The sequence below is a fragment of the Polyangium sp. 6x1 genome, from assembly GCF_029946515.1.
In the GTDB taxonomy this organism is placed as follows: Bacteria; Myxococcota_A; Polyangia; order Polyangiales; family Polyangiaceae; genus Polyangium.
Genome location: NZ_JARZHH010000019.1, coordinates 110,081 through 134,959 on the forward strand (window position 1 = coordinate 110,081; position 24,879 = coordinate 134,959).

A 24,879-nucleotide genomic window follows, 5' to 3' on the forward strand; every position below is an offset into this window, starting at 1 on the left:
ATGCACGAAAGCAGGAGGTGTCGGTGATGGATCGTGGAAATCGCCAGCGTCGGACATTTCTTCGATCCGCTGGATCTCTCGGCGCGGGCTTGCTCGTCGGGGGCTGCGCCGGTCCGTCCGCCTCGATCGCATCTCCGCACGTCCAGGGGCGAAAGGATGCCCAAGGCGAGCCGGAAGTGTCCCCGGCGGAGGACTTGATGCGCGAGCACGGCGTCCTGAGCCGCGTCCTGCTCGTGTACGACGAATCCGCGCGCCGCCTCGAATCGACGGAGGACATGCCCATGGACGTCCTCACGAGCGCGGCCGGGCTCCTGCGGCGCTTCATCGAGGACTATCACGAGAAGCTCGAAGAGGAGCACCTCTTCCCCCGATTCATGCAGGCGGGCAAGCTCGTCGAGCTCGTGAGCGTGCTCCGGAGCCAGCACGAGGAGGGGCGCCGCCTGACGGACGAGGTCCGGCGGCTCGCCACGTCGAAAGAGGTTGATCGCGGGAGGCTCGTGACGGTGCTGCGGCAGTTCGTCCGGATGTACCGGCCGCACGAGGCGCGCGAGGACACCGTGCTGTTCCCTGCATTCCGGTCGATCGTCTCGAAGGACGAGTACGAGGCGCTCGGCGAGGCCTTCGAGGACCGCGAACACGCGCTCTTCGGCGAACACGGCTTCGAGGACGCCGTCGCCGACGTGGCCAGGATGGAGCAAGCCCTCGGCATCCACGATCTGGCCATGTTCACGCCGCGCTGAGGCGGGAAAGCTCACCACGAGCATCCTGCACGACGAACGCACTTCACAATTGTTAACACGCGCCTCAAACGAGGTTTACTCGAATATGCTGCACTCTCCCTTTCTGCGCCGATGTCCAGGCTCGGCAGGCGACCCACAGGTCGCAAATGGGAGGCCCCCTGACACGTCACGATCTGGAGCAGGAGTGCAAGGCGCTGCGGGCGCGTGTGGCGGAGCTCGAAGCGCGCCTCGAAAGGACGGTCCCCGACGAGGCGCCGCCTTCGGAAGGGCCCTTCCACAGGCTCGAGATGGCGCAGGTGCTCCGCGTTTTGCTCGATCACCTCGATATCGTCGTGTGGGCCGTCGATGCCCAGGGCACGTTCACCTTTCATGACGGCAAGGCGCTCGATCTGGTCGGGCACCAGCGGGGCCAGTTCCTCGGTCAAAACGTATTCGACGTTCTCGTAGGGGGCAGCCACGACGGCCTGAAAAAAGCGCTGTCCGGCGCACCCGCCCACGCGATTGTCGAAGCGCACGGCGTCGTCTGGGAAAGCTGGCATACCCCGATGCGTGACGCCGAGGGACGCGTGACGGGGGTCGTCACGCTCTCGTTGGACGTCACGGAATCCATGCGGACGAAGGCCGAGCTCATCGCCAAGCTCGCGCTCATCGAGCGGCAGCAGGACGTGATCCGGAACCTGGAGACGCCGATCATCCGGGTATGGGATCACGTGCTCACCGTCCCGATGTTCGGCGTCGTCGACAGCCGCCGCGCCGCGCGCGTGACGGAGGATCTGCTCGCCGCGGTGGCGCGGACGCAAGCGCGCTTCGCCATTCTCGATCTCACGGGCGTCGACGTGGTCGATACGGCGACCGCGGGCCATATCTTGAAGATTCTCGGCGCCGTTCGATTGCTCGGCGCCGAAGGGGTCATCACCGGGATCCGGCCGGTCGTCGCGCAGACGATGATCTCGCTCGGGCTCGATCTGTCGCACGTGCGCACGCTCGCGACGCTCCGCGACGGCCTCGCCCTGGCCATCCGGAGCATCGGCGAGCGGGCTCGTTCCAGGTTCGACGATTGAAAGGTCGGGCGGAGCTGCTCAACCCGACGTTTGTTCCACCTCGGCCGGCGCCGCCTTCGGGCGCAGCTTCTCTTTGATGTCGTCGGCGACCCGATAAAACGCCGGCACCACGAGCAAGCTGAGCAGCGTCGACACCGTGAGCCCGCCGAGCACCACCACCGCCATCGGGCTCCGCGTCTCCGTGCCCGGCCCGATGCCAAGCACGGCCGGCACCGCGGCCATCATCGTCGCGATCGTGGTCATCAGGATCGGCCGCAGGCGCAGCGGGCCCGCCTTGCGCATGGCCTCGCGCGCGGACAAACCCTCGTGCTCGCGCAATTGATTGGCGTATTCCACGAGGAGGATCGAGTTTTTCTTGACGATCCCCATGAGCAGGAGCACGCCGATCATGCTGAAGATGTTCAGCGTCTTGCCCGTGATGAGCAGGCCGATCGCCGCCCCCGAGAGCGCGAGCGGCAGGATCGTCAGCACCGTGACGGGGTGCAGGAACGAATTGAACTGGCTCGCGAGCACCATGTACGCGACGAGGATCCCGATCACGAGCGCGAATACGAGGCCGCCCGTGGTCTCGTCGAACTGCGACGCCTGCCCGCCGGCCACCGACCGATACCCGAGCGGCAGCGCTTTCGAGAGCTCTTGCACCTTGTTCATCGCCTCGATCTGCGAGTGCCCCGGCGCGACGTTCGCCGAGATCCGGATCGCGCGCTCCCGGTCGACGCGGTTGATCGATTGCAGCACCGCCGTCTCGTTCTGCGAGACGACGAGCGAGAGCGGGATCGTGGTTCCATTCTGCGCCCGCACGCGGATCTCGCCGAGGTCCTCGGGGCGCGAGCGTTGCGTGGCGAGCAGGCGCACGCGGATGTCGACGCGGCGGCCCCCGGTGGAGAACTTGCCGACGATGTTCCCGCCGACGAGCGCGCTCACCGTGTTCGCGAGATCGCTCACGGGGACGCCGAGATCCGTGGCGCGGCGGCGATCCGGCACGATCTGCACCTCGGGCGCGCCGATCTGGTAGTCGGTCGTCACGTCCGTCACGACGCCGCTCTTTTCGAGGTCGTTCTTGAGCTGCATCGCGGCCGTGACGAGCGTGTCCCAGTCCGCGCCGCGCACCGTGAAGTCGACGGGGTAGCCGCGCTGCGCGCCGAAGCTCTGCTGCGAGGGATCCTGCACCGACGCGCGGATGCCGGCGATCCCGCGCAAATCGCGGCGGATCTCGGCGGCGAGCTCCTGCGCCGAGAGCTTGCGTTCGCCCGGTGGGACGAGCGTCAAGCTCATCACACCGCGCGAGGCCGAGAGCGTGGTGAGCACGCGCGTGACCTCGGGCCGGGCCGCAAGCTTCTCCTCGGCGCGCTGCAAGAGCGGCGCGGCAGCCTGCACGCTGGTCCCGGTCTCCGTCTGGATGCGGACGTCGAGGCGGCTCTGATCCTGCGCAGGGACGAACTCGGTGCCGAGCCGCGGGACGACGAACCCCGTGGCGACGAAGAGCAGCGCCGCGCCGAGGAGGACCTTCCAGGGGTTCGCGAGCGCCTTGCCGAGCACACGGCCGTAGGCGCGCTCGAGCGCGGAGAAGGCTCGATCCATGGCCTTGCCGACGGCGCTCCGCCCCTCGCGCGAGGTGTCGAGGATCTGCGCGCAGCGAGCGGGCGCGAGCGTGATCGCCTCGAAGTACGAGAGCATCACGGCCACCGAGAGCGTCACGCCGAACTGGAAGAAGAAGCGGCCGATGACGCCGCCCATGAACACGACGGGGAGGAAGATCGCGATGACGGCGACCGTGGCCGCGAGCGCGGCGAACGTGATCTCCTTGGTGCCGTCGGCCGCGGCCTTCGCGCGCGCTTTGCCCATCTCGGCGTGCCGGTAGATGTTCTCCATGACCATCACGGCGTCGTCGACGACGAGCCCGACGGCGAGCGAGAGGCCGAGCAAGGTGAAGGTGTTCAGCGTGAAGCCGAGGAAGTAGACGACGGCCACCGTGCCGAGCAGCGACATCGGGATCGCCAGGATCACGTTGACGGTGCTGGAGAGCGAGCCGAGGAAGAGCCAGCAGACGAGCGCCGTGAGGACGAGCGCGAGGCCGAGCTCGATCTCGATCTCGTGCACGGACTCCTCGATGAACGTCGTCGTGTCGAAGAGGACCTCGACCTTCATCCCCTCGGGCAGGCTGCGCTGGATCTCCGCGACCTTCTCGCGCACCGCGCTCGCCACGGCGACGGCGTTCGTGCCGCGTTGCTTGAGCACGCCGAGCGCTTGCAGAGGGATGCCGTCGAGCCGCGCGACGGAGTTCACGTCCTCGAAGCCGTCCTCCACGACGGCGACGTCTTCGAGGTAGACCGGCGTGCCGTTCACGTGCCGCACGACGAGCTTGCGCAGCGCCTCGACGTCGAGCGCCTCGCCGAGGAGACGGACGTTGAGCTGTCGGCCGCCCGCTTCGAGCTGGCCGCCCGGGACCTCGACGTGCTCGCGGCGGATGCCGTCGATGACGTCGCTCGCGACGACGCCCTTCTCCGCGAGCCGGCTCGTGTCGAGCCAGATGCGGATGTTGCGATCGAGGTAGCCGTTCAGCGTGATCTGACCGACGCCCGGCACGGTCTGGAGTTTTTCCTGGACCTGGTAACGAGCGACGTCGGCGAGGAGCTGGCGCGAGAACGGGCCGGAGACGCCGACGGTGACGATCGGCGTGTCGTCGGGGTTCGACTTGGAGACGGTGGCCGCAGGCACGTCGCGCGGCAGCTGCCGCTGGGCCTGCGCGACCTTGGCCTGGACGTCCTGGAGCGCGAGGTCGACGTTGCGCGAGATGTCGAAGCTCGCCGTGATCCGCGCCGATCCCTGGCGCGCCTGGGACGAGATCTCCTTGACGCCCTCGACCTGCGCGAGGGCCTGTTCGAGCGGCTCGACGATCTCGCGCTCGACGGCCGAGGGCGACGCGCCGGGCCAGGAGAGGTTGACGCTGATGTTCGGGTAGTCGACGTCGGGGTACTGGCTGATGCCGATGCGCGTGGCCGCGACGATGCCGAAGAGGATCGTGCACGCCATGAGCATCCAGGCGAAGACCGGGTTCTTGATGGAGATGTCGGTGAGGTTCACGGCCGCACCCCCGCGCTCGCCGAGCCCGTCGGCGCCGGCGGCGGGCTCGGCGCAGGCTCGCCCGACGCAGGATCGGCCGGGGGTTTTCCGTTCGAAGCCGGCGGTGCGGCGCTCGGCGCGGCGGCCGTGAGCAGCGCCTCGGGCGTGATGGTCGTGGGGCGGACCTTGGCGCCGTCGGTCAGCGCTTCGGCGCCACGCACGACGAGCACGTCGCCTGCGGCGAGGCCGGAGCGGACCTCGACCCAGCCGTCCTGCGTGCTCATCCCGAGCGAGAGAACGCGCTCCTTGGCGGCGCCGTTCTCCACGACGTATGCGACGTAGCCGTGGTCGGTGGCGCGCGCCGCGAGCCGCGGGATCGTCACTGCCTCGCGCTGGCCGCCGATGTCGACGGTGACGTCGCAGAACGAGCCGGGGCGTAGCCAGTACTTGTGGCCCTCGTCGTTCACCTCGCCCGTGACCGCGACCATGTGCGTCGTGGGATCGGCGGCCGCCGCGATGAGCGTGATCTTCGCGGAGAACTTCCGCAGCGTCTCGCGCATCGTGAACGTCGCGGTCGTCCCGACCTTGAGGCGCGGCGCTTCGAGCGGCTCGACCTGGAAGCGCAAGAGAAGCGGCTCGCTCTGGAGGAGCGTGGCCATCACGTAGCCCGCTTGCACGTATTGCCCGGTCTCGACCGTGCGCGTCTGGATCGCGCCGGCCATGGGCGCGCGCACGGACGAGTCGCGCAGGTTGAGCTGCGCGCTGCGGAGGGCCTGGAACGCGATGTCGCGATCGGCCTTGGCCGTGAGGACCTTGCTCTTGTAGCTCTCGAGCTCCTCGCCCGGGATGAGGCCGGGGTTCATGCCGCTCGCGCCCTCGCGCCGCGCGACCATCGCCTCCATGTCGCGGACCGCGGCCTCGGTCTTGGCGAGCGCCGCCTTGGCGCCGTTCACCGCGAGCAGGTACCGCTCCGAGTCGATGACCACGAGGACGTCGCCCTTCTTGACCTCCTGGCCCTCCGTGAAAGCCACGCGGTCGACGACGCCCGCGACGCGGGCCGTGACCTGGACTCGCTCGAAGGCCTCGATCGTGCCCGGCGCGTTCACCGTGTAGATGACCTTCTTGGCCTCGACGGGCATGACGTCGGCGGCGAACGCGAGGCCGCCGCCCTCGCGGCCAGGCTTGGCGCCACCGGCCGCGCCGCCTTCGGTTTGCTTGCCTTTGCAGGCCACGGCGAGCGGCAAGCAAAGGATCAGGAGCACACGCGCGAGCTTCATTGCGCACCTCCATCCGCCGCGGCAGAGCGTTCGGTGTCGTCGTCGGTGGGGCCCTGACCGAGCGCGAAGCGCAGCTCCAGGTACGCCTGCTCCATCGAGAGCTTCGCGGTGGCGAGCGCGACCTCGGCCTCGAAGCGGCGGGCGTTCGCGTCGACGAGCTCGATCGCCCGCGCGAGGCCCTGCTGGTAGAGGATCTCGGTCTCGGCCGTGTTCTTCCGCGCGGCCGCGACCGCCTCCTCGGCGATGCGGTAGCTCTCGCGCGCGGCCTTCAGCGTGGCCCGCGCGATGCCGATGTCGGTCGCCACGCTGCGCCGGAGCTGCCGCTCGTCGAGGGCCTGGCTCTCGGCCTGCGCGACGCGCGTCTTGCGATCGCCGTAGCGCGCGCCCGCGTCGAAGAGCGGCCACGTGAGGTTCACTTGCAACGTCTCGTCGTGGGTCGTGTCGGGCGGGGCGGGCGCGGGGTTGAAGCGCACCTGCGCCGAGAGCGAGAGCGTGGGCGCGAGGCGATACAAGGGCTCCTGGGCCGACGCGCGGAGGGCCGCGGTGCGCTCCGCGGCGGAGCGAAGATCGGGCCTGCGCGCCTCCGCTTGCTTGACCTCGTCCTCGGCCCGCACGCCGCCGCTCTCCGCGGCGCGCGTCGTTCGATCCGGCGCCGAGAGCGGCCCCGTGACGGGGCTGCCCACGAGGAAACCGAGCTCCAGGTAGGCCGTGGCGACGTTGCCCTCGGCCTGCGCGACCTCCCGCGCGGCCGCGGCGGTCTCGAGGAGCGCGCGCGTCACGTCGTTCGTGCTCGCGAGCCCCGCCTGCGCGCGCGCGTCGGCGTTCTGCTGATTGGCGCGGGCCCGCTCGAGCCTGCGCGTCGCCGCTTCGAGCACGCGCTCGCGGGTGAGCACGACGAGGAATGCGCGCGCCGTGTCGAAGGCGAGGCTTCGCCGATCCTCGACGGCGCCCCAGCGCTCGGCCGCGAGCTGGCGCTTGGCCTGCGTGTATTGTGGGATCGCGGAGGGGTTCAAGAGGGGCTGCGTGAGCGTGAGCGTGCCCGTGCCGAAGAGCTGGCGGCCGATCCGATCGGGGGTCCCGCGGACCGTGGCGTTGGCGCCCGCGACCAGGCTCGGCAGGAACGCCGAGCGCGCGCGGTCGAGCTGGCCTTCGGCGGCCTCCACGCGGAGCGGCGCCTTGCCGGCGCGCTCGTGGTGCGCGAGCGCCTGCCGCACGGCCTGCTCGAGCGTGAGCGAGCCGGCGCGCGCGCCGCGCGGCAGCAGCAAGAGAAGCGAGACGAGTAGTATGGGCAGGAACGACCTTCGGACCGTCATCGAGCGTCTCCTCGCCCTCCCCCTCTACCGCCTCCGCGAGGGCCGAGGCTCGGCCCGATCGAGGCCGTCCGCTGCTTCGTCACGGGCCATGACACCTGTCAGGATTCGGGACATCATGCGCGGCCCCTGATGAGGCTCCCGCGTGTGTCGTTGAGGTGGCTGCTCGGAGCCGTGACGATCCTGGCCTCGCTCGTGTTCGGGGTCTCGGTGGTGTCGGTGAACCGCCTCATCCGCATGTCGAGCGAGCAGCGCCTCGAGCGCGGACGCGACCTCGTGCAACGCGAGCTCGCCCGCTGGGCCGAGGAGCCCGACGTGAACGGCGGCGCCGCGCGCTTCACCGTGCTCGGGCTGCGCGGCGGCACGGCCCAGGATCCGGCCGTCCCGGGAGGGCCGATCCCGATCCGCTCGGACATCTCCAGCGAGGCCGATCGCGCGCTCTCCACGCTCGCGGCGGTCGCAAAGCGGGATCGGGCCGAGGTCGGGTCGCTCGACGTCGAGGAAGGCACGCTCTTCCTCGGCGCGAGGCGGCGCGCGGACGGCCGCTTGCTCTGGGCCGCCTACACCGTCTCGATGTCGAAGCTCGTCGCGACGTGGCGCCTCATCGCGGGCGTGCTCACCGCGGCGACCGTGCTGCTCGGCGCGATCGCGCTCGGCACCGTGATCGCCGCCACGCGGGGGGCGCGCGGGCTCAAGCGCTCGCTCGCGGCGCTCGAGGACGATCTCACGGCCGAGGTGCCGCGCCCCGCGCTCGCCGAGCTGTCGAGCGTGGCCGAGGGCGTGGCGAGCCTGGCGGCGAGCCTCGCGGCGGCCGAGCGCGAGCGGGAGCGGCTCGCCGAGGAGCTCGGCCGGCAAGAACGGCTCGCGGCGCTCGGGCGCGTCGTCGCTGGCGTCGCGCACGAAGTCAAAAACCCGCTCGCGTCGATCAAGCTGCGCGTCGACATGGCGCGCACCTCGGAGGGCGTCCCGACCGACGTCGTGGCCGAGCTCGACGCGGTGGACGAGGAGATCACGCGGCTCGATCGCCTCCTCACGGATTTCCTGGTCGTCAGCGGCCGCCGGATCGGCCGGCGCGTGGACACCGAGCTCCGGGACGTGGTCGATCGGCGGCTCGAATTGCTCTCGACGTGGGCGAAGGAGCGCGGCGTCACCCTGACCGCAAGCGGCCGCGCGCGCGCCGTCGTCGACCCCGACGCTTGCGCGCGCGCCGTGGACAACCTCGTCAAGAACGGCGTCGAGGCGTCACCCGCAGGTGCCGAGGTGCGTGTGCGGATCGAGCGGCGCGAGGGCCTGTCGGTGCTCACGGTCGAGGACGACGGCGACGGCGTCCCCGAGGATCGCGTCGCCGAGCTCTTCGAGCCGTTCTTCACGACCAAACCCGAGGGCACGGGGCTCGGCCTCGCGGTGTCGCGGGCCATCGCGGTGGCGAGCGGCGGGCGGCTCTCGTACCAGCGCGAGGGCGGCGTCACGCGGTTCGAGCTCTCCGTTCCGGCCGAAGGAGGCGCGGCATGAGCACTGTGCTCATCGTGGACGACGAGAAAGGCATCCGGCTCGGGCTCGCGACGGCCCTGGCGCGCGTGGGCCACACGACCGTGGCCGCCGCGAGCCTGGCCGAAGCGCGCACGCGGCTCGCCGAGCCGAACAGCTTCGACTGCGCCCTGGTCGACATCCGCCTCAAGGACGGCAGCGGCCTCGAGCTCTTGCGCGAGCTCCGGACGGGTAAGCATCGCGATCTGCCCGTGATCGTGGCCACCGCGTACGACGACGGCGAGCGCACCATCGAGGCGATGCGCGACGGGGCCTTCGATTACCTGACGAAACCCTTCGATCTGCAGCGGCTCGTCGCCACCGTCGCGCGCGCCGTCAAGCAGCGGCACGTGCCTCCTGCGGCCGCTTCGGCGCACGCAGAGAGCACGGCGCTCGTGGGGCGGAGCGCGGCCATGCACGCGGTCTGGAAGCTCATCGGACGCGCCGCCGGCTCGCAGGCCCCCGTGCTCGTCAAGGGCGAGGCCGGCGCCGGCAAGGAGCTCGTGGCCCGCGCGATCCACGAGTATTCGAGCCGCGCCAGCGAGCCGCTCGTCGTCGTGCGCGTCGACCCGTCGACGGACGCCACGGAGCTACGCGGCCTGCTCGCGGGCGCGCGGGCGGGCGGGACCGTCCTCGTCGACGGCGCGGGCGATCTCGCGCCGGCGGCGCAGGGCGCGTTCGCGGCGTGGCTCTCTGCGTCTCCGCCGGTCCGCGTCATCACGCTCGTGCGGCTCGCGCCCGGCTCGCTGGAGGTTCCTCTGATCGCGGAGCTCTACTACCAGCTCGCGGTCCTCGAGATCGCCGTGCCCCCGCTGCGCGAGCGCCGGAGCGACGTCCCGCTGCTCGTCTCGCGGGCGATCGTGGGGACGCGGGCGCGCGCGATCTCCGAGGACGCGATGGCCGCGCTCGTGCGTCACGACTGGCCGGGCAACGTACGCGAGCTCTTCCTCGTGGTTCGCCGCGCGGCGGAGATGTGCCACGGCGAGGTCATCGACGCGGATGCGCTCCCGCCCGAGCTCGCGACCCCCGCGTCTCCGACCGAGCCCACGAACCGCTACCTCGGCTTGCCGCTGCGCGAGGCCGTGGCGCGCCTCGAGCGCGATCTGCTCGTGTCCGCGCTCCAGCGCGCCGACGGCAACCGCACCCTGGCGGCCAAGCTCCTCGGCATTCCGCGCCCGCAGCTCTACGCGAAGCTCGAAGAGCACGGTTTTTCCGAAAAGCGATCGGGGACGCCGTCAGGAAAGTAGCCGGCCTAGGCCCACCAGTTGTCCGGCAGCTCGCTCGCGCATTTCTGATCGAGATCGGTCATGCTCTTGAGCTTGAAGATCTCCTTGGTGATCGTCACCGATCGGTCCTCCTCGATGACGACCGTGCCGGACGCGGCGGCCACCTCGGTCTTGGTCCTCACCTTCGGGCCCTTCACGGCGGGCAGGTAATAGCCGCGGAATCCTTGGACCTTGAGGTGCGTGAATCCTCGTGTGCGCAGCCCGCGGTAGAAGGAAGCAATGAGCGATTTCTTCAGGATGGAGGTCTTCATGGCATTCAGGTCCTGGGAGTAACCCGGCAGCGGGGCGTACGCGCTGTTGCAGCAGCGGAACGTGAACTGCACGTGGAGCGCCAGAAGCTCTTCAATGCCGCTGTTCACCAGGATCCCGATCAGATCCGACGGCGTCACCCGATAATCGGGCTTGTTCGAGGCGTCGTGCCCCATCCCGATCTTCCCCGATATCCCCGGGCTTCCGTGGGCCGTCACGACGAACTCCACCGGCACGGGCGCCTCCCGAGCGCGAATCGTGGAGATCCACAACGCGAGCTTCCCGGACGTATCCGGATGTCCCGTGTAAATCACGTCGGGACAAACGCTGTGGCCCTGCGTCTTGAGGTAGGCGATGTCTTTCTCGGCCATCCCCGTGAGGTCACTCAATTCGCCGGCGAAATCGCTCCCGGCTCCCTCGTAGGCGGACCTCGTCGGGGCCAGGACGAACGTGGTATATCCCGGATCGACGTCGTCGTCGTGGGTCGCTCGTTGCGCCGTGCGGGACGGGCCTGACTTCGCCGCGTGCGGCGGCCGTGGCGCCACGCCGGCGAACACGGACTTCGGTTGCATCACCGTCGCCGCGTGCGGCGGGCGTATCGATCCTCCGCCGAACGCCGGCTTCGGCTGCATCACCGTCGCCGCGTGCGGCCGGACGACCGAGGACGCGGCGGGCTTCCCTTCCTTCGGAGGCATCTTCAGAACGGGCGCGAGGATCTACCATCCGGCAGCCTCGGCCAAGTTCTGCTCGATGTGGGGCCGAAGCAGGCGGTCCGCTGGCCTCTTCTGGCCTATTCCGTGACGGGATCCGAAGCCGTCCCCTCCCCGCGCTTGCGTGGATCCGAGCGCTTCGCCCCGAGCGTCGCGACCAGCGCGCCCACGACGATCAGCGCGCAGGAGACGGCGAGCGTCATGCTCGGCTCCGCGTGGCCGGCGAGAACGAGGATCGAGGTCGATAACACCGGCGCGGCATAGGACGCAACGCCGAGCAGGCGGATGTCCCCGCGCTTCACGCCGATGTCCCACACGTAGAACGCGATCCCGACCGGGCCGACGCCGAGCGAAAGCACCGCGAGCCATTGCGTGATGTTTTGGGGCCAAACGGTCGTCTCGAACGCGAGGTGCCCGAGCAAGCTCAGGGCGGAGGTCGCGAGGCAGAAGCCGGCCACGGCGTCGGTCGGGACCTCGCCGAAGCGCCGCGAGAGGACGGAATAACCCGCCCACACGAACGCTGCCGCGAAGGCGCAGGCATACCCCGGCAGGTGCTCGGCGCGGGCGTCGAGGGCGCCGCGGCCGAGGACGAGCACGAGGATTCCGACGAAGCCGAGCAGCGCCCCGCCGACATGGGCCGCGCGGAGCCGCTCGCCGGGCAAAAACGACGAGAAAAGCACGATGAGCAGCGGCCAGAGATAATTGATGAGGCCGGATTCGGCGGGCGGCGCCCAGCGCAGAGCCGCGAAATAAAGGGCGTGATAACCGAAGAGGCCGCCCGTGCCGAGGGCCCAGACGATCGGCGGTTGCCGGAGCGATCGAATGGCGTGGGGCCGCCGGATCCATGTCGCGACGCCGGCGAGGCCGCCGACGAGGAACGTCATGGCGGTGAGCTGGAACGGGGGGACTTTGCCCGACGCCGCGGTGAAGAGGGCGAGCAAGGACCAGAGGAGAATGGCGGAGAAGCCGGTGGTGGTGGCGGTGCGGGGGGACATCTTCTCGGGTCGCGCGGACCGACGATATCATGCTCGCGCCAAGGCGGTAGGCCGTCCGCTGGCATCCTCCGCGCGGCTCGGGTAGGCTGCTCGCGGCGATGCGCTACGAAGGCAAGCTCTACCGTCCGCCCAGCGAGGCGCACTCGTACATCTTGCAGGCCACGATCGGCTGCTCCTGGAACAAGTGCACGTACTGCGACATGTACCGGGACAAGACGTTTCGGATTCGCGACCTCGCCGAGACCCTGCAAGACATCACGTCCGCGGGGGCGGCGTTCGGCGACCACGTGGAGAAGGTTTTTGTCGCCGACGGGGATGCCCTCGTCATGCCCCTCGATCATTGGCTCCCCCTCCTCGATGCCTGCCAGCGCGCCTTTCCGAACCTCCGGCAGGTGAGCTGCTACGCGATGGCGAGCAATCTGCTGGAGAAGACCGAGGACGAGCTTCGCACCTTGCGTGAGCGTGGCCTCGCGCTGCTTTACATCGGCCCGGAATCCGGCGACGACCTCGTGCTCAAGCGGATCGCCAAGGGCTCCTCGTTCGACGACCATGTCGAGGCCGCGCGCCGCGCGCGGGCCGCGGGCCTGAAGACCTCGGCGATCTTCCTCCTCGGCGCGGGCGGCGTCGAGCGCACGGACGAGCACGCGCGCGCCTCGGCCCGCCTCGCGACCGCGATGGATCCCGAATATCTCGCGGCGCTCACGCTCACCGTCGTCCCGGACACACCGCTCGCGACGCTCGAGCGGCGTGGAAAATTCGTTTTACCGGACGTACACGGCCTGCTCCGCGAGCTGCGTGTCTTCGTCGCCGAGGCCGCGCCGACGAATGCTGTTTTCCGGACGAACCACGCGTCGAATTACCTGCCCATCGGCGGGCGCCTCCCGCAGGATCGCGCGCGGATCCTCGACGTCATCGATTCCGCACTCTCGGGCCGGATCCGGCTCCGACCCGAGCACACCCGAGGGCTCTGACCATGAACGATCTCCTCCTACGCCCCGAGCTCCCCACCGACGCCGCCGCCGTGCGCCACGTGAACGAGGTCGCGTTCGGCCGCGACGGGGAGGCTTCGCTCGTCGACGCGCTTCGCAAATCCGACGCGATCACGCTCTCGCTCGTCGCGGAGCAAGGCGGGCGCATCGTCGGCCACGCCCTTTTCTCGCCCGTCGTGATCGACCGCGGAGACACGCGCGAAATCGCGCAGGGGCTCGGCCCGATGGCCGTCCTCTCCGACGTGCAGAACCAAGGAATCGGCTCTGCGCTCATTCGCGCGGGGCTCGAACGCCTCCGCGAAGCAGGCCACGGCGCGGTCGTGGTCCTCGGCCATAAGGCTTATTATCCGCGCTTCGGGTTCGAGCCCGCGGCTCGATTCGGGTTGCGCTGGGAGGTGGAAGGCCACGACGAGTTCTTCATGGCCCAGGAGCTCCGCCCCGGCTTCCTCGGCGTTCGTCCCGGCGTGGTCCGCTATCGGCCCGAGTTCGGGGCCGTTTGAACGCGCCGCCGAAGCCGTCGTAGCACGACGGCCTGCCACGCCACGACGGCGAGCAGCGCGGCCGTGACCGCGGGCCAGAGCACGAAGAACATGAACGCATTCGCGTCGCGGTACGTCGCTCCCACGAGCGCGGCCGCGCGGATCATGAAGTCCACGCACGCGGCGTAGATGGCGATCCCGAAGTCTGTCACGACGCACCCCGCCGGAGCGCGAGGATCTTGCGCCGTTGTGAGAGCGCCACGAGGTAGAGCCCGTACATGATTCCGGGCCACGCGACGCAGAACACCGCGAGGTTCACCACGCCGTAGCCCATATGCGGCGCGCCGGGCACGACGGCCCTCCCCGCGGCCTTGAGCCCCCCGATCGTCGCGCCATACAGACCTTCGTCGCCCGCGAGCGCGCGCGGGAGCCTTGGCGCGTGGGAGCAGCCGTAATTGTGGCAATGCCACGTGCAGTGAGCTCGCGCGTGGGCCTCGATGGGAATCCCGGTGCGGAGAACGGGCGACCCCGTGGCGAGGACGGCGGTGAACGCCGCGGGGACCGCGACGAGAGGAGCAATGGCCAGGAGAAACCAACCGAGGCGCTTCATCGTGATCACACCCGTGGGCCGGAGGATCGCACGAGTCGTGCGGCGCGTCGAACCCTCGGCGTGCGCGCGGGGGCCGTTCGCGGCGCCGGTGGATGGGACGATCGAGCGCCTCGTGCCCCCTCCGGGCCATGTCCGGGATCGTGTCCTGGTGCTCGTGGCCGGTGGAATCTAAGGTCTCGCTCGATGCCAACGACGTTTTCCGCCACGACCTACAACGTGCTCGCCCAGTGCTACGTGCGGCGCGATCGCTACCGGGGCTCGCCGCCGGACGCGCTCGAGCCCACCTCCCGCCGCGCGCGACTCCTCACGCGCATCGACGCGCTCGGGTTCGACCTCCTGTGCCTGCAAGAGGTCGAGCCCGACCTGTACGAGGCGCTCTGCGCCCGCTTCGACCCGACCCACGCGAGCGCCTACGCCCAGCGCGCGGGCCGCCACGAGGGATCGGCCCTCTTCGCGCGTCGCACGGTCTTCGCGTGGCACGACCACGACGTCCTGCACTTCGCCGCGCACCGGCCCAAGGACGACGATCTCGCGCTGATTGCGCGCCTCTCCGTCGATTCCCGTCCGCTCCACGTCGCGACGACCCACCTGACCTGGCAGCCCGATGGAACGCCGATCGACGAGCACCTCGGGCGCCGCCAGATGCTCGAGCTCCTCGCTTACCGCGACGCGGCCCCCGCCGACGTCACGTGGCTCTTCGCCGGCGATTTCAATGCGACCTCGCAGAGCCCGGTGCTCGCCGCGGCCTACGAGCGCGGCCTCGCCGAGAGCTGCCGCGCGCAGCGCCCGTGGGACACGACCGCGAGCAACGGCCGCGCGCGTAAAATCGACTACCTCCTCTCCTCCGCAGGCCGGCTCGATCCGCGCCCAGGCGTCCTCCCGAGGCTCACTCCGCGCCCAGGCGAACGCCCGAGGCACGGCCGCGACGTCGTGATGCCGTCCGAAGAGGAGCCGTCGGACCATCTGCCGTTGACGGTCGAGTTTACGCCCATTTTCTAGCCGCTTGCCATGGGCCCGGGACGCATGGCACACCTCACCCGAGGATTTCTGGATGCCCTCTGAGCTGGAAAACGCCATTCCCGACGAAGTCACCAAAAGCATCGAGATCAACGCTTCGCCCGCGGACGTGTGGCGCGCGCTGACCGACCCGCCCTCGATCCGAGCATGGGTCTCGGACGACGACGAGATCGAAGTCACGACGAGCTGGAAGGTTGGAGACCCCATCCTCTTTCGCGGGAAGCTCCACGGAAAGATTCCCTTTGAGAACCGAGGAACGGTGCGAGCGTTCGAGCCGGAGCGCGTCCTCCGATACAGCCATTGGAGCACGCTCTCCAAGCGAGCGATTCCCGATGTGCCGGAGAAACACGTCCTCCTCGAATTCGTACTGACCCCCTCCGGCAGCGGCACGAAGCTATCGCTTTCGTTGCGCAACCTGATCGATTACGCGGTGTACAAGCACCTCGACTTCTACTGGGGAACGACGCTCGGCATCTTGAAGCGATTCTGCGAGCGGAACGAGACGACCTAACGCTGCTTCGGCTCGGGCAGCCACACGATGTCGATATCGTGCGAGCGTCCGAAGAGCACCTTTCCCTTCGGGGTGTTGCTCGGAAGGAAGCCCATGGGGAATACACGCAGCGTACTCGCGTCGCCGAACCGTGCATGGGGCAGGAGCTTCCTGCCCGTGTCCGTGCGAATCGTGATGGTCACGTCGATGTTCACATCGACGTCGGCGCGCGAGACCGCGACCAGCTTGCCGGACTGCGTCGGCAGGCTGCGCGGGGCGAGCGGATCGAAAGGAAGCTCGTAGAACTGGCCTTCGCCGGCGCGAGCCCCCGTGATCTCCCGGCCGACGCGAAGGCTCGTTGGGTCGAACGTGCGCTCCACGAGGTGAAGCGCCGGGCCCTTCAGCGGATGGGTCACTTCTTCCCAGTGGGACGAGGCGAGATGGCACTCTTTTCCCACGCGAACGAGCGCCGTCTTCGCGGTGAACATGCCGCTGTCGTAGCGGAGCATCTCTCGGCCATCGCGAATGACGATGAGCTTGCGAAACTCCTCGCCGAGCCCGTTCGACACCGCCTCGAGCGTCGAGAGCATCACCTCGGGCGAGCCGTCGCCGTCGAGGTCGGCGGAGGTCACGTCCACGAAGCTCGATCCCCACGGATTGAACGCGGAGACCTCCGCGGGCAAACGCAGGGACTTGCCGTTCATGGTGAGGGCAATGCTCAAATCAGCTCGGTCGTCACGACAAACGCACGCGCGCGCGCCCCCGGGGCCGGTCCCGCAATACGCGGCCGTGCAGCCCTTTTCTTGCGCCGGGACGAGCTTCCACTCCGTGACCGAGCACGCCGTGCGTGGCTTTGCCGGCACCCAGGGCACGTAGCGCGGCAGCTTCCGGGTCGAAGGAACGTCGGGCAAGACGATCCCATACCGATGGAAGTGGTCCTTGTCCTTGATGCCGTTCAGGCGCGCGATCTCGTCGACCGGAATCCCGAACTTCGCGGCCACGTGGGAGAGCGTGCGCGGGGCCTCGTAATACGGGAGCCCCGCGTGCGGATCCTTCGGCGCGGCGTGGGCCGAGGCCAGCGGAGCGAGCGCGAGCGCGAGCATCGAGGCGAGATATCGGCGCATGGGACGCCCCTTCCGTAGCACGGCGGGAAGGGCGCGAACAAAAGATGTGACCGGCCGCCCGATTCTCGGTACCATCCGCGCCACGATGACAGCCTCCCCGACCCGCCTCCCCGTTGTGTTCGTCGCCGCGGCCGCGCTCGCGGCCCTCGGCCTCGGCTGCGAGCCGCCCAAGCCCGGAATACCCGTCACGTTCGAGAACGTCTGCAGCGCCGAGTTCGACCCCGTCATGGAAAAGGGTCTGAACGTCACCAAGAAGGTGGCTATCGAGGGCTACGTCGGCGCGCCGCGGAGCATGTTCAAGGTTTGCAGCGACACGTGTGACTTCAATCTGTTTTCGGAGCCCGGCAACAAGGGAAGACTCGTGAACGCCGACGTGCCGGTCGGCGATGGTAAGAATCAGATCGAGCGGCTGCCGAAGAATTTCACGGACAAGGACCTCAAGCTCCACACGAGTGATGGCAAGGTCGTGGGCGTCGGCGCGAAGGTGCGCATCACGGGCGGACGCGCGCCGGCCGGGGGCAAGCGCGAGGCCTGCTCGCTCTGGGCGGTGACCCTCATCGAGGCGCTTTGACGCGTTTTTCCTGAAGGATCACGGCGACGTCGCCCGGGCCGCAGCCACTTCGCTCCACGCCGTCCCATCCACCACGTGCTGCCGGTGCTGCCGGGTTTGCTTCACCATGTTCCACCCGAGCACCCCGGTGACCTTGCCGCGGCGCCCATAAAGCGCGACGAACTGCCGGGTCGCGGGGTCTCCTTCCACGATCGCCACCTCGGCGTCGGCAGACACGAAGCCGTGCACCTGGATCTTCGCGTCGAATTGGTCTGTCCAGAAATACGGCACCGGCGTGTACGGGCGATCCTTGCCGAGGATGTTGGCCGCGACCACCATGGCCTGCTCGATCGCATTGGTGCGGTTCTCCAGCCGCATCCCCGCGCCGAACCCCTCGTGGTGCCACCACGCAACGTCGCCGACGGCGTAAATACCCGCCGCAGCCTGGCAGCGCGAATCACACACGATCCCGTCGCCGAGCTGGAGACCGCTCCCAGCGAGCCATCCCATCGCCGGCCGTGACCCAATCGCCACCACGACCACATCCGCGGGCAGCACCTCGCCGTTCGAAAGACGCACCCCGGAGACCCGCCCTTCCGCGCCCACGAGCTCCTTCACGCCGATCCCGAGCCGCAGCTCGACGCCCTGATCCTCGTGCAGCTTCGCCAGATACCCGCCGACCTGCGATCCGAGCTGACTCGCGAGCGGCGCCGATTGCGGTCCGACCACCGTCACCGTGAGGCCCATGCCTCGCGCCGTCGCGGCGATCTCCGTGCCGAGCACGCCGTCGCCCGCGACGACCACACGCGGCCCCGTGAGTAGATCGGCCCGCAGCGCGAGCGTATCGTCCACCGTGCGCAGCACGTGCACGCCCGCCCATGCGTCCTGCCCCGGCAGCCGGCGCGGCTCGAGGCCCGTGGCCAGCACGATGACGTCCGCGCGCAGGCTGCGGCCCGACGCGGTCCCGATTTCGCGCGCGGCCACGTCGAGGCGAACGGCGGGGTCGCCGAGGACGAGCTCTGCGTCGAGCTTCGCGAGCGCACTCTCGGGCCGGAGCTGCGTTTGTTCGGGTTTCCAGGCGCCGGACAGCACCTTCTTCGATAGCGGCGGCCGATCGTAGGGCAGGTGCCGCTCCGCGCCGAGCAGCGTCACCTTGCCCGCGAATCCTTCGCGCCGCAGCGCCTCCGCGACGGCCAGGCCGCCCGCGGAGGCGCCCACGACGAGCACGCTCGACGGGGTCGTCATTCGCGCTCTTCCAGCTGGATCGCGGCCGCGGGGCACACGGTCGCCGCCTCGCGCACGACGGCGTGGAGCTCCTTCGGAGGCGACGCGTCGAGCAGGATCACGATGCCGTCGTCCCGCTGGTCGAACACCTTCGGCGCGAGCAGCACGCACTGCCCTGCCCCGCAGCATTTTTCAACGTCGACGATCACGCGCATATCGAATCATCCTTCCCTGAGGTTTGTCCTTCGGTGTCATTTCGTCGGGGTGAACGGGGCCCGCCAGAGCCCCACCAGGGCGTCCACGAGCCCCACGGCTGCGGCCTCCCACGTCGCGCGGGGCGTCGCCGCGCCCGCTTGCAGCGCGCGCTCGCGCTCGGCGCACATGTGCACGATGAGCTGCCGGCTCATGTCGCTGCGCTCCTCGCGCACGTCCTCCGGGAGCACCGGCATGAGCCGGTTCAGCCCTTCGATCGTCCCCTGCATCGACGCCGACGCAGTCGCCTCGTCGATCACGAGCTGCCGCAGGGTCGGGTCGGTCGTCACCTGAGCGATGAAACGCGCATACCAGGTAGGGCTGCCCAGCGCGGCGAGGTGCTCGGTCGAGGGCCGCACGAGGCAGGAGATCCAGTCGCGGAGCTCGCAGGAACCCTTGATCGCCGCGAGCATCTCCGCGCGCCTCTGCTCGATCGCGGGCGCGTGCCGGCGCACGATGGCGAGCACGAGGTCGGCCTTCGTGCCGAAGTGGTAGCCGACGGCGAAATTGTTCGCCTGCCCTGCCGCTTCGCTCACCTGCCGGTTCGAGACCGCGGCCACGCCGTGCTCGGCGAAGAGCCGCTCGGCGGCGGCGAGGATGACCTCGCGGGTCTCGTTTCCATGCGTCTGCCTGATCCTCGAGGTGGCCATGATGGGATCACCAGCGTACCAGAACTCGCGTCAGGCCGCCGAACCAGGTTTAAGGCGATCGACTTACAAAGTCAAGCGGCTCGAACCAAGGCGGCGATCCGCGCTAGAGCCGCTCGGGATCCCGCACCTCGATCCCGTGCTCGTAGAAGCTCCTGAGGAAGGGTTTCCCGCCGACGTAATGGGTCCACGCCCCGTGGCGCAGGCCGCCCTGGAATTCGCCCTCCTCGGAGAGGCTGCCGTTTTCGTCCCAGCGCCGGTAGGGGCCCACGGGGCGACCCTGCGCATGCGAGCCCTCTTCGGCCTTCTTTCCATTCGGATGAAACCGCACGAACGGCCCGTGCTCCCGGCCTTTTTCGAAGTGCCGTTCGTACGTCAATCCCCCGCTCGGGTCGTAATCGCGCCAGATGCCGTGGAGGGTGTCGCGGGAGAAGCCGACCTCGTGCTCCTTGGAGCCGTCTTCTCGGAAGAACACGGTCAGCCCCTCGCGGTACCCTCCCACGTGCGGCTGCTCGTACCGCAGCTTGCCATTCTCGTAGAATTCCCGCAGCGTCCCCGTGCCTCGCTCGAAATGGGCCTCCGCCACGCGCTTGCCCGACGGATACAGCGCGATCCAATCGCCGTCGCGCAGGCCGTCGCGGTACGTGCCTTTCTCGTGCGGCTTGCCGTCCGGGTGAAAGGACTCGTACGGGCCGTCGATCTCGCCTCCGCGGAAAGAAAAGACGGCGGCGCGCGCGCCGTTCGGGTGGAAACGCGTAAACGTCCCGTCGGGGTTGTCCTCTCGATACTGGCCGATCATGGCGCGCTTGCCGTTCGGGTGGAACGTCTCGACGGCGCCTTCGCGGAGCCCGGATTCGTAGTGCGTCACGCTCGCCTTCGTCCCCTCCTCCTCGTGATACGCGACGACCGGCCCGTGTCGCAGGCCCGCGACCCAGGTCTCTTCGAGGCGGAACTTCGCTCCCTCGGGCCCGTACGTCGTCGAGCGTCCGGAGCGCAGGCCGCGCTCGTGCGTCACGACGGACTCTCGCCGGCCCAGCGTGTCGAAATGCGTCCACGTACCCGCCTTCGCGCCGTCCGCGAACGCTCCCTCGGCGAGGCGCTCGCCGCTGTCATGAAAAGACGAAAAGGCCCCGTCGAGCACGCCGTCCCGGTATTGCAGGCGCATCCACGGGGGGCCGTGATCGTGATGGTACGTCCACGGGCCGTGCCTCTTTCCATTGCGGAGCGCGCCCTCGGCAAAGACGTGGCCGCTCGGGTAGCGGCTTTGGACGAGGGCCCCTGCCTTGGGAAGCGGAGGCAGGTCGCGCACGCACAGGGCCCGGAAGCGCGCGTGGTCTTCGCCCTCGCTCGCGAAATCGGGCGGCCCGACCGTCGGCGCCGACCAGTGCTGCGGCGAGCAGAGGTTTCGCACGGTGAACGCGCGGCCCTTGGCGCCGGGATCGAGCGTCGCCGTCCAGAGGCCGTCCTCGCCCTGCGGGTCGTCGTGCCAGAGCTCCTCGCAATCGTTCGCCTCGGACAAGCTCACGAGCTCGCGCACCGTGGGGAGCCGGAAATCGTCGTGTCCGGCCTCGACCTTCGCCGCGCAGAACGCGTTCGCCTCCGACCAGCGCATCGGCGCGGCGATCGCGCCTGAAAAACCGAGCCGCTGGAGCGCGTCCTCGACGAGCCCCCCCGCCTTCCGATAACGCGCGGCGGGCAACGCGGCGCGCCGCGAGGGGCCCTCCGCAGAGCGCACGCAGCGGACGTTGTACTGGCCGTACGGGCTCGGATCATCGTAATGGGTCGAATGAAGGTTTCCATTCTCGACGTCGAGGACCCAGGGGGCACCGGCGTCCTCGGTGGCGGACCAGAGCAGGCCCTCGGCGGGGCCACGAAACACCGACGGTTCGAGCGCGGGGCTGCCGTGGCCGTGGTCGACGACGGAGAGGAGCTCGAAGTAACGAGGCAAGCGCCAATCGTCGTGGCCCCCGTGCACGAGGCTGTCGCAATGGTGCGTGGCGCCGACGATCCCGATCGGTTGTTTCGCGACGTCCCGCTGCCACGCGAGGCCCGTCGCCGCGTCGATCGCGACGTCGCCCTGCACGCGGAAGGAAGGTTTTTCCACGAGGGCCGAGAGCTGCGCGTCGGTGACGAGCGGCCCGCGCAAGCGCGCAATGGAGGGGATCTCGTCCACGTCCGCGACGCCGAGCAGATCCACGCCGCGGATCGGGTGCTCGTGGAGATTGTCGTGAAAATTCCAGCGCGACCTGGGGCGCGCAGCGTCCCGCTCCACGTCACGACGTTCGCCCACGAAAAAGACGAGGCGCTGCCCGACGCTGAGCCGCGACGGCGCAGGGGCGCCGCGATACCCGAGCGGCTTGCGCTCACAGCCCGTTTTCGCGTCCGCGGCGCGCGGAAATGCCACGAACAACGTGTACGCGTCGTGGTCTCGCGACGCGCGGAGGACCATCTCGGCGCGCATTTCGAGGACGAGGTCGACCTCGCAGGGCCTCGTAAAAGCGTGGATCTCGGAGATCGTGCCCACGACGATGCCCTCGCTCGCGCGGACGGCGTCGGCGAGCGAGGCGGCCGGGCCTTCGGCGGCCGGGAGGTCGAACATCGGTCGCGGTAAGAGCGAAGCCGCCGACGTGGCTCCGGGCGCCGCCGGCCGCGATCCCTGGGCGGCCGAGGGCCGCGGGGCGGACCCTCCCGGCGCGGCCGGGACGCCGCCACATGCAGCAACGAGTGCGAGAAGCAAGCAGAGCGAACGTTTCATCCGACGAACCTATCCAATCCTGCCATACGCAACCCGTTCGATGAGCTGCGCATCGCGCAGTTCATCGACCCCGGGTCCAGCGCTTGCGCTGGTCCGGGTCCAGGGGCGGATAGCCCCGGTGGGGCCTGGGGCAAAGCCCCAGCGAGGCGCTACCAGACGAAGCCGATCCACCGCGCCAGACTACACGAGCGGACGGCGCGTGGGCCAGGCGCAGACGTCGCGAGGCGAGCTCAGTCCTGCGGCGCCACGGTCCACGAGCCTGTCAGGCCGCCGATCGTCACCTCGAACTGCCCTGGCTCCACGACGCGCTCCATCTTGCGGTCGTACAGCGCGAGCGATTCGAAGGGGATCCGGAAACGGAGCCACCGGCTCTCGCCCGGGCCGAGGTGCACCCGCTGAAAGCCGCGGAGCTCGCGCACGGGCCGGGACACGCTGGTGACGACGTCGCGCACGAACAAGAGCGCCACCTCGTCGGCCTCGCGGGCGCCTGCGTTGCGCACGACGACGGAGACCTGGACGTCCTCCCCTTGCCGGACTTGCTCGGGGACCCGCAGATCCCCGTACACGAATCGGGTGAAGCTCAATCCGTGGCCGAAGGCGTACAGCGGCTCGGCGCTCTCGTCGACGTACGTCCCCTCGGCCGAGGGGGGATGATTGTCATGGACGGGCACCTGCCCCACCGAGCGCGGAATCGAGATTGGCAGCCGGCCGCTTGGGCTCATGTCGCCGAAGAGCACCTCCGCGACGGCTCGTCCCCCGACGAGGCCTGGCTCGAAGGCTTCGAGCACGGCGGGCACGTTCTCGGCGATCCATGGGATTGCGAGGGGACGACCGTTGATGAGCACCACGACCGTCGGCGTGCCCGTCTCGACGACGGCGCGGACGAGATCCATTTGCCGGCCTGCGAGCCCGAGATCGGCCCGATCGGCGCCTTCGCCGCTCGTGCGCTCGCGCCGCCGCCGGTCGAGGGCGCCTCGCTCGTCGTACCGCGTCGCGTTTTCCCCGAGTACCACGATGGCCACGTCGGCGTCCTTGGCTCCTTGCGCTGCGCGCGCGATCGATTCGTTCGTCTCTTCGAACACGCGGCCCGCGTCCACGAATTGCACGGCTGTCCCCGGAGAGACTGCCGCGCGAATGCCTTCGAGCACCGTGGTCACGTTCTCCGCCGGCTGGGGCGCGGTCCAGTCGCCGAGCAGCGCCGTGTTGTCTGCATTCGGCCCGGTGACGAGGACCTTCTTCAGGTTCTTGCGCAACGGCAAAAGGTCCATCTCGTTTCGCAGGAGCACGAGGGATTTCCGCGCGGCTTCCAGGGCCACCCCGCGGTGCTCCGGGGACGCGAGCACGGACGCCGCGCGTGCCGCGTCGACGTACCGATGCTCGAACAGGCCGAGCGCGCGCTTGACGCGCAGGATGCGCCCCGCGGCCTCGTCGATCCGCCACGCGGGGACGGCGCGCTCCCGCACGAGCTCGACCAGCGGCTCCGTAAAACCGTCGCCGTGCATGTGCATGTCCACGCCCGCGAGCACCGCCTGCCGGATTGCGTCCTTCGGCGACTCCGCCACGTGGTGCCTCGTGTGGAGCATCTCGACGCCCTCCCAGTCGCTCACGACGAACCCACGGAACCCCCATTCGCGCCTGAGGATGTGCGTGAGCAGCTCCTCCGAGGCGTGGCTCGGCACACCGTTGACGTCGTTGTACGCGGCCATCACCGAGAGCGCGCCCGCCTCCACGCCGGCCTGGAACGGCGGGAAAAACGTCGAGCGCAGCGCGCGCTCGGAGACCTCGACGGGCCCCATGTTCCGGCCGCCGAGCGGCGCGCCGGGCCCGAGGAAATGCTTCAGGCAAGCGAGGACGCGCAGATGCGACCGATCCGGGCCTTGCAAGCCGCGGACGACGGCGCTGCCCATCGACGCGACGACGAACGGATCCTCGCCGAACGTCTCCGCCGTTCTTCCCCATCGCGGATCCCGCGCCACGTCGAGGACCGGGTAAAACGCCCAATGCATGCCCGTCGCCTGCATCTCGCGCGCCGTCACCTCGGCGCTCCGCTCCACGAGCTCGGCGTCGAACGTCGCTGCCATGCCGATCGGCGTCGGGAAGATCGTCGCGCCGCGCACGGGGGCGAGGCCGTGCACCGCGTCGATGCCGAAGATCAGCGGGATCCCGAGCCGCGCGCGTGACGCCTTCTCCTGGAGCGCGTTCGCTTCTTCGGCGTCGGTCACGAACAAGAACGAGCCGACGCGCCCCTCGGCGAGCAGCTCGTCGGTTTTTTTGGCGATATCGGGCGTGTCGATGCTCTGGGCGTAGATCGGCGCGATGTACTGGTTCATCTGGCCGATCTTTTCTTCGAGCGTCATGTGGTCGAGCAGCGCGCGAACCCGCCGTTCGTCGACGGAGTCCGGCGGAGGCGCCCCGTCCTTCGCACCGCCGCTGCACCCGACCAGGGAGGCGAGGAGCGCGAGCCCGATTCCGCCGAACTTCCTCCGCTCCATATTTCCCCCTTTGCCCCGTCCTGCCGGACCCC

The 24,879-nt window shown here is 69.5% G+C and carries 23 protein-coding genes; 10 read left to right on the top strand and 13 right to left on the bottom strand.

Going from position 1 to position 24,879, the window contains the following annotated elements; translation table 11 throughout:
* Positions 1–26 precede the first annotated feature (26 nt).
* Together QHF85_RS19675 and QHF85_RS19680 are read left to right on the top strand one after the other, a co-directional pair.
* A complete protein-coding gene (locus tag QHF85_RS19675) occupies positions 27–740 on the top strand; it encodes a hemerythrin domain-containing protein (protein ID WP_281328769.1) in 714 nt (237 codons plus the stop codon).
* Positions 741–886: 146 nt separating this feature from the next.
* The gene (locus tag QHF85_RS19680; RefSeq protein ID WP_281328770.1) at positions 887–1,801 is read left to right on the top strand and encodes an STAS domain-containing protein; all 915 of its coding nucleotides are present in this window, start codon (positions 887–889) and stop codon (positions 1,799–1,801) included.
* Between the two features lie 18 nt (positions 1,802–1,819).
* Here the strand turns inward: QHF85_RS19680 and QHF85_RS19685 are convergent, their stop codons facing one another.
* From QHF85_RS19685 to QHF85_RS19695, 3 genes are read right to left on the bottom strand one after another with little or no spacing between them, the layout of a single operon-like run.
* A complete protein-coding gene (locus tag QHF85_RS19685; protein ID WP_281328771.1) occupies positions 1,820–4,885 on the bottom strand; it encodes an efflux RND transporter permease subunit in 3,066 nt (1,021 codons plus the stop codon).
* Positions 4,882–6,141 (bottom strand): efflux RND transporter periplasmic adaptor subunit, encoded by a 1,260-nt coding sequence (locus QHF85_RS19690; RefSeq protein WP_281328772.1) that lies wholly within the window; start codon positions 6,139–6,141, stop codon positions 4,882–4,884. The genes QHF85_RS19685 and QHF85_RS19690 overlap by 4 nt, the downstream gene beginning before the upstream one ends.
* On the bottom strand, positions 6,138–7,454 hold the full coding sequence (locus tag QHF85_RS19695; protein ID WP_281328773.1) for a TolC family protein: 1,317 nt from the start codon (positions 7,452–7,454) through the stop codon (positions 6,138–6,140). Before QHF85_RS19695 ends, QHF85_RS19690 begins: the two co-directional genes overlap by 4 nt.
* A gap of 171 nt (positions 7,455–7,625) precedes the next feature.
* Here QHF85_RS19695 and QHF85_RS19700 point away from each other — a divergent pair, with 171 nt between their 5' ends.
* Positions 7,626–8,963, top strand: a complete 1,338-nt coding sequence (locus tag QHF85_RS19700) for an ATP-binding protein (protein WP_281328774.1) — start codon at positions 7,626–7,628, stop codon at positions 8,961–8,963.
* Positions 8,960–10,225, top strand: a complete 1,266-nt coding sequence (locus QHF85_RS19705) for a sigma-54 dependent transcriptional regulator (protein ID WP_281328775.1) — start codon at positions 8,960–8,962, stop codon at positions 10,223–10,225. Before QHF85_RS19700 ends, QHF85_RS19705 begins: the two co-directional genes overlap by 4 nt.
* A gap of 5 nt (positions 10,226–10,230) precedes the next feature.
* Here the strand turns inward: QHF85_RS19705 and QHF85_RS19710 are convergent, their stop codons facing one another.
* Positions 10,231–11,208 (bottom strand): hypothetical protein, encoded by a 978-nt coding sequence (locus QHF85_RS19710; RefSeq protein WP_281328776.1) that lies wholly within the window; start codon positions 11,206–11,208, stop codon positions 10,231–10,233.
* A gap of 95 nt (positions 11,209–11,303) precedes the next feature.
* On the bottom strand, positions 11,304–12,218 hold the full coding sequence (locus QHF85_RS19715) for an EamA family transporter (RefSeq protein ID WP_281328777.1): 915 nt from the start codon (positions 12,216–12,218) through the stop codon (positions 11,304–11,306).
* Positions 12,219–12,316: 98 nt separating this feature from the next.
* Between QHF85_RS19715 and QHF85_RS19720 the strand changes: the two genes are divergently transcribed.
* Positions 12,317–13,189 (top strand): radical SAM protein, encoded by an 873-nt coding sequence (locus tag QHF85_RS19720; protein ID WP_281328778.1) that lies wholly within the window; start codon positions 12,317–12,319, stop codon positions 13,187–13,189.
* A 2-nt stretch (positions 13,190–13,191) separates the two neighbouring features.
* Positions 13,192–13,707 carry an N-acetyltransferase gene (locus QHF85_RS19725; RefSeq protein ID WP_281328779.1) on the top strand — a complete coding sequence of 172 codons (516 nt, stop codon included), beginning with the start codon at positions 13,192–13,194 and terminating at the stop codon, positions 13,705–13,707.
* Here the strand turns inward: QHF85_RS19725 and QHF85_RS19730 are convergent.
* Together QHF85_RS19730 and QHF85_RS19735 are read right to left on the bottom strand one after the other, a co-directional pair.
* Positions 13,680–13,898, bottom strand: coding sequence for a hypothetical protein (locus tag QHF85_RS19730; RefSeq protein WP_281328780.1), 219 nt, complete (start codon positions 13,896–13,898; stop codon positions 13,680–13,682). The two genes, QHF85_RS19725 and QHF85_RS19730, sit on opposite strands and share 28 nt — an antisense overlap.
* Positions 13,895–14,296, bottom strand: a complete 402-nt coding sequence (locus QHF85_RS19735; protein WP_281328781.1) for a hypothetical protein — start codon at positions 14,294–14,296, stop codon at positions 13,895–13,897. The genes QHF85_RS19730 and QHF85_RS19735 overlap by 4 nt, the downstream gene beginning before the upstream one ends.
* 37 nt (positions 14,297–14,333) lie before the next feature.
* On the opposite strand from QHF85_RS19735, the gene QHF85_RS19740 reads away from it, so the two are divergent.
* Genes QHF85_RS19740 through QHF85_RS19750 form a run of 3 tightly spaced genes read left to right on the top strand, consistent with a single transcriptional unit; the run spans position 14,334 to position 15,824 of the window.
* Positions 14,334–14,468, top strand: coding sequence for a hypothetical protein (locus QHF85_RS19740; RefSeq protein ID WP_281328782.1), 135 nt, complete (start codon positions 14,334–14,336; stop codon positions 14,466–14,468).
* A gap of 11 nt (positions 14,469–14,479) precedes the next feature.
* Entirely contained in the window at positions 14,480–15,295 is an 816-nt protein-coding gene (locus QHF85_RS19745; RefSeq protein WP_281328783.1) for an endonuclease/exonuclease/phosphatase family protein, read from the top strand.
* Between the two features lie 52 nt (positions 15,296–15,347).
* Positions 15,348–15,824 (top strand): SRPBCC domain-containing protein, encoded by a 477-nt coding sequence (locus QHF85_RS19750; protein WP_281328784.1) that lies wholly within the window; start codon positions 15,348–15,350, stop codon positions 15,822–15,824.
* On the opposite strand, the gene QHF85_RS19755 is transcribed toward QHF85_RS19750, so the two are convergent.
* Complete coding sequence (locus tag QHF85_RS19755; protein ID WP_281328785.1) at positions 15,821–16,927, bottom strand: LysM domain-containing protein; 1,107 nt, start codon at positions 16,925–16,927, stop codon at positions 15,821–15,823. The genes QHF85_RS19750 and QHF85_RS19755 overlap by 4 nt on opposite strands.
* 85 nt (positions 16,928–17,012) lie before the next feature.
* Between QHF85_RS19755 and QHF85_RS19760 the strand changes: the two genes are divergently transcribed.
* Complete coding sequence (locus QHF85_RS19760) at positions 17,013–17,498, top strand: hypothetical protein (protein WP_281328786.1); 486 nt, start codon at positions 17,013–17,015, stop codon at positions 17,496–17,498.
* Positions 17,499–17,516: 18 nt separating this feature from the next.
* Here the strand turns inward: QHF85_RS19760 and QHF85_RS19765 are convergent, their stop codons facing one another.
* The 5 genes from QHF85_RS19765 to QHF85_RS19785 form a co-directional block, all read right to left on the bottom strand.
* Entirely contained in the window at positions 17,517–18,722 is a 1,206-nt protein-coding gene (locus tag QHF85_RS19765; RefSeq protein WP_281328787.1) for an FAD-dependent oxidoreductase, read from the bottom strand.
* Positions 18,719–18,916, bottom strand: a complete 198-nt coding sequence (locus QHF85_RS19770; protein WP_281328788.1) for a ferredoxin — start codon at positions 18,914–18,916, stop codon at positions 18,719–18,721. Before QHF85_RS19770 ends, QHF85_RS19765 begins: the two co-directional genes overlap by 4 nt.
* A 36-nt stretch (positions 18,917–18,952) precedes the next feature.
* Positions 18,953–19,603 (bottom strand): TetR/AcrR family transcriptional regulator, encoded by a 651-nt coding sequence (locus tag QHF85_RS19775; protein ID WP_281328789.1) that lies wholly within the window; start codon positions 19,601–19,603, stop codon positions 18,953–18,955.
* Between the two features lie 103 nt (positions 19,604–19,706).
* Positions 19,707–22,199, bottom strand: coding sequence for a DUF1566 domain-containing protein (locus tag QHF85_RS19780; RefSeq protein WP_281328790.1), 2,493 nt, complete (start codon positions 22,197–22,199; stop codon positions 19,707–19,709).
* A gap of 386 nt (positions 22,200–22,585) precedes the next feature.
* Entirely contained in the window at positions 22,586–24,847 is a 2,262-nt protein-coding gene (locus QHF85_RS19785; protein ID WP_281328791.1) for a glycoside hydrolase family 3 N-terminal domain-containing protein, read from the bottom strand.
* Positions 24,848–24,879: the final 32 nt, after the last annotated feature.

Coding starts and splice junctions, on each gene's coding strand:
- QHF85_RS19755 (WP_281328785.1), bottom strand. CDS start 16,927: ATGCGCCGATATCTCGCCTCGATGCTCGCGCTCGCGCTCGCTCCGCTG.
- QHF85_RS19720 (WP_281328778.1), top strand. CDS start 12,317: ATGCGCTACGAAGGCAAGCTCTACCGTCCGCCCAGCGAGGCGCACTCG.
- QHF85_RS19675 (WP_281328769.1), top strand. CDS start 27: ATGGATCGTGGAAATCGCCAGCGTCGGACATTTCTTCGATCCGCTGGA.
- QHF85_RS19690 (WP_281328772.1), bottom strand. CDS start 6,141: ATGAAGCTCGCGCGTGTGCTCCTGATCCTTTGCTTGCCGCTCGCCGTG.
- QHF85_RS19710 (WP_281328776.1), bottom strand. CDS start 11,208: ATGCCTCCGAAGGAAGGGAAGCCCGCCGCGTCCTCGGTCGTCCGGCCG.
- QHF85_RS19760 (WP_281328786.1), top strand. CDS start 17,013: ATGACAGCCTCCCCGACCCGCCTCCCCGTTGTGTTCGTCGCCGCGGCC.
- QHF85_RS19715 (WP_281328777.1), bottom strand. CDS start 12,218: ATGTCCCCCCGCACCGCCACCACCACCGGCTTCTCCGCCATTCTCCTC.
- QHF85_RS19695 (WP_281328773.1), bottom strand. CDS start 7,454: ATGACGGTCCGAAGGTCGTTCCTGCCCATACTACTCGTCTCGCTTCTC.
- QHF85_RS19765 (WP_281328787.1), bottom strand. CDS start 18,722: ATGACGACCCCGTCGAGCGTGCTCGTCGTGGGCGCCTCCGCGGGCGGC.
- QHF85_RS19725 (WP_281328779.1), top strand. CDS start 13,192: ATGAACGATCTCCTCCTACGCCCCGAGCTCCCCACCGACGCCGCCGCC.
- QHF85_RS19775 (WP_281328789.1), bottom strand. CDS start 19,603: ATGGCCACCTCGAGGATCAGGCAGACGCATGGAAACGAGACCCGCGAG.
- QHF85_RS19680 (WP_281328770.1), top strand. CDS start 887: ATGGGAGGCCCCCTGACACGTCACGATCTGGAGCAGGAGTGCAAGGCG.
- QHF85_RS19750 (WP_281328784.1), top strand. CDS start 15,348: ATGCCCTCTGAGCTGGAAAACGCCATTCCCGACGAAGTCACCAAAAGC.
- QHF85_RS19735 (WP_281328781.1), bottom strand. CDS start 14,296: ATGAAGCGCCTCGGTTGGTTTCTCCTGGCCATTGCTCCTCTCGTCGCG.
- QHF85_RS19770 (WP_281328788.1), bottom strand. CDS start 18,916: ATGCGCGTGATCGTCGACGTTGAAAAATGCTGCGGGGCAGGGCAGTGC.
- QHF85_RS19745 (WP_281328783.1), top strand. CDS start 14,480: ATGCCAACGACGTTTTCCGCCACGACCTACAACGTGCTCGCCCAGTGC.
- QHF85_RS19705 (WP_281328775.1), top strand. CDS start 8,960: ATGAGCACTGTGCTCATCGTGGACGACGAGAAAGGCATCCGGCTCGGG.
- QHF85_RS19785 (WP_281328791.1), bottom strand. CDS start 24,847: ATGGAGCGGAGGAAGTTCGGCGGAATCGGGCTCGCGCTCCTCGCCTCC.
- QHF85_RS19780 (WP_281328790.1), bottom strand. CDS start 22,199: ATGTTCGACCTCCCGGCCGCCGAAGGCCCGGCCGCCTCGCTCGCCGAC.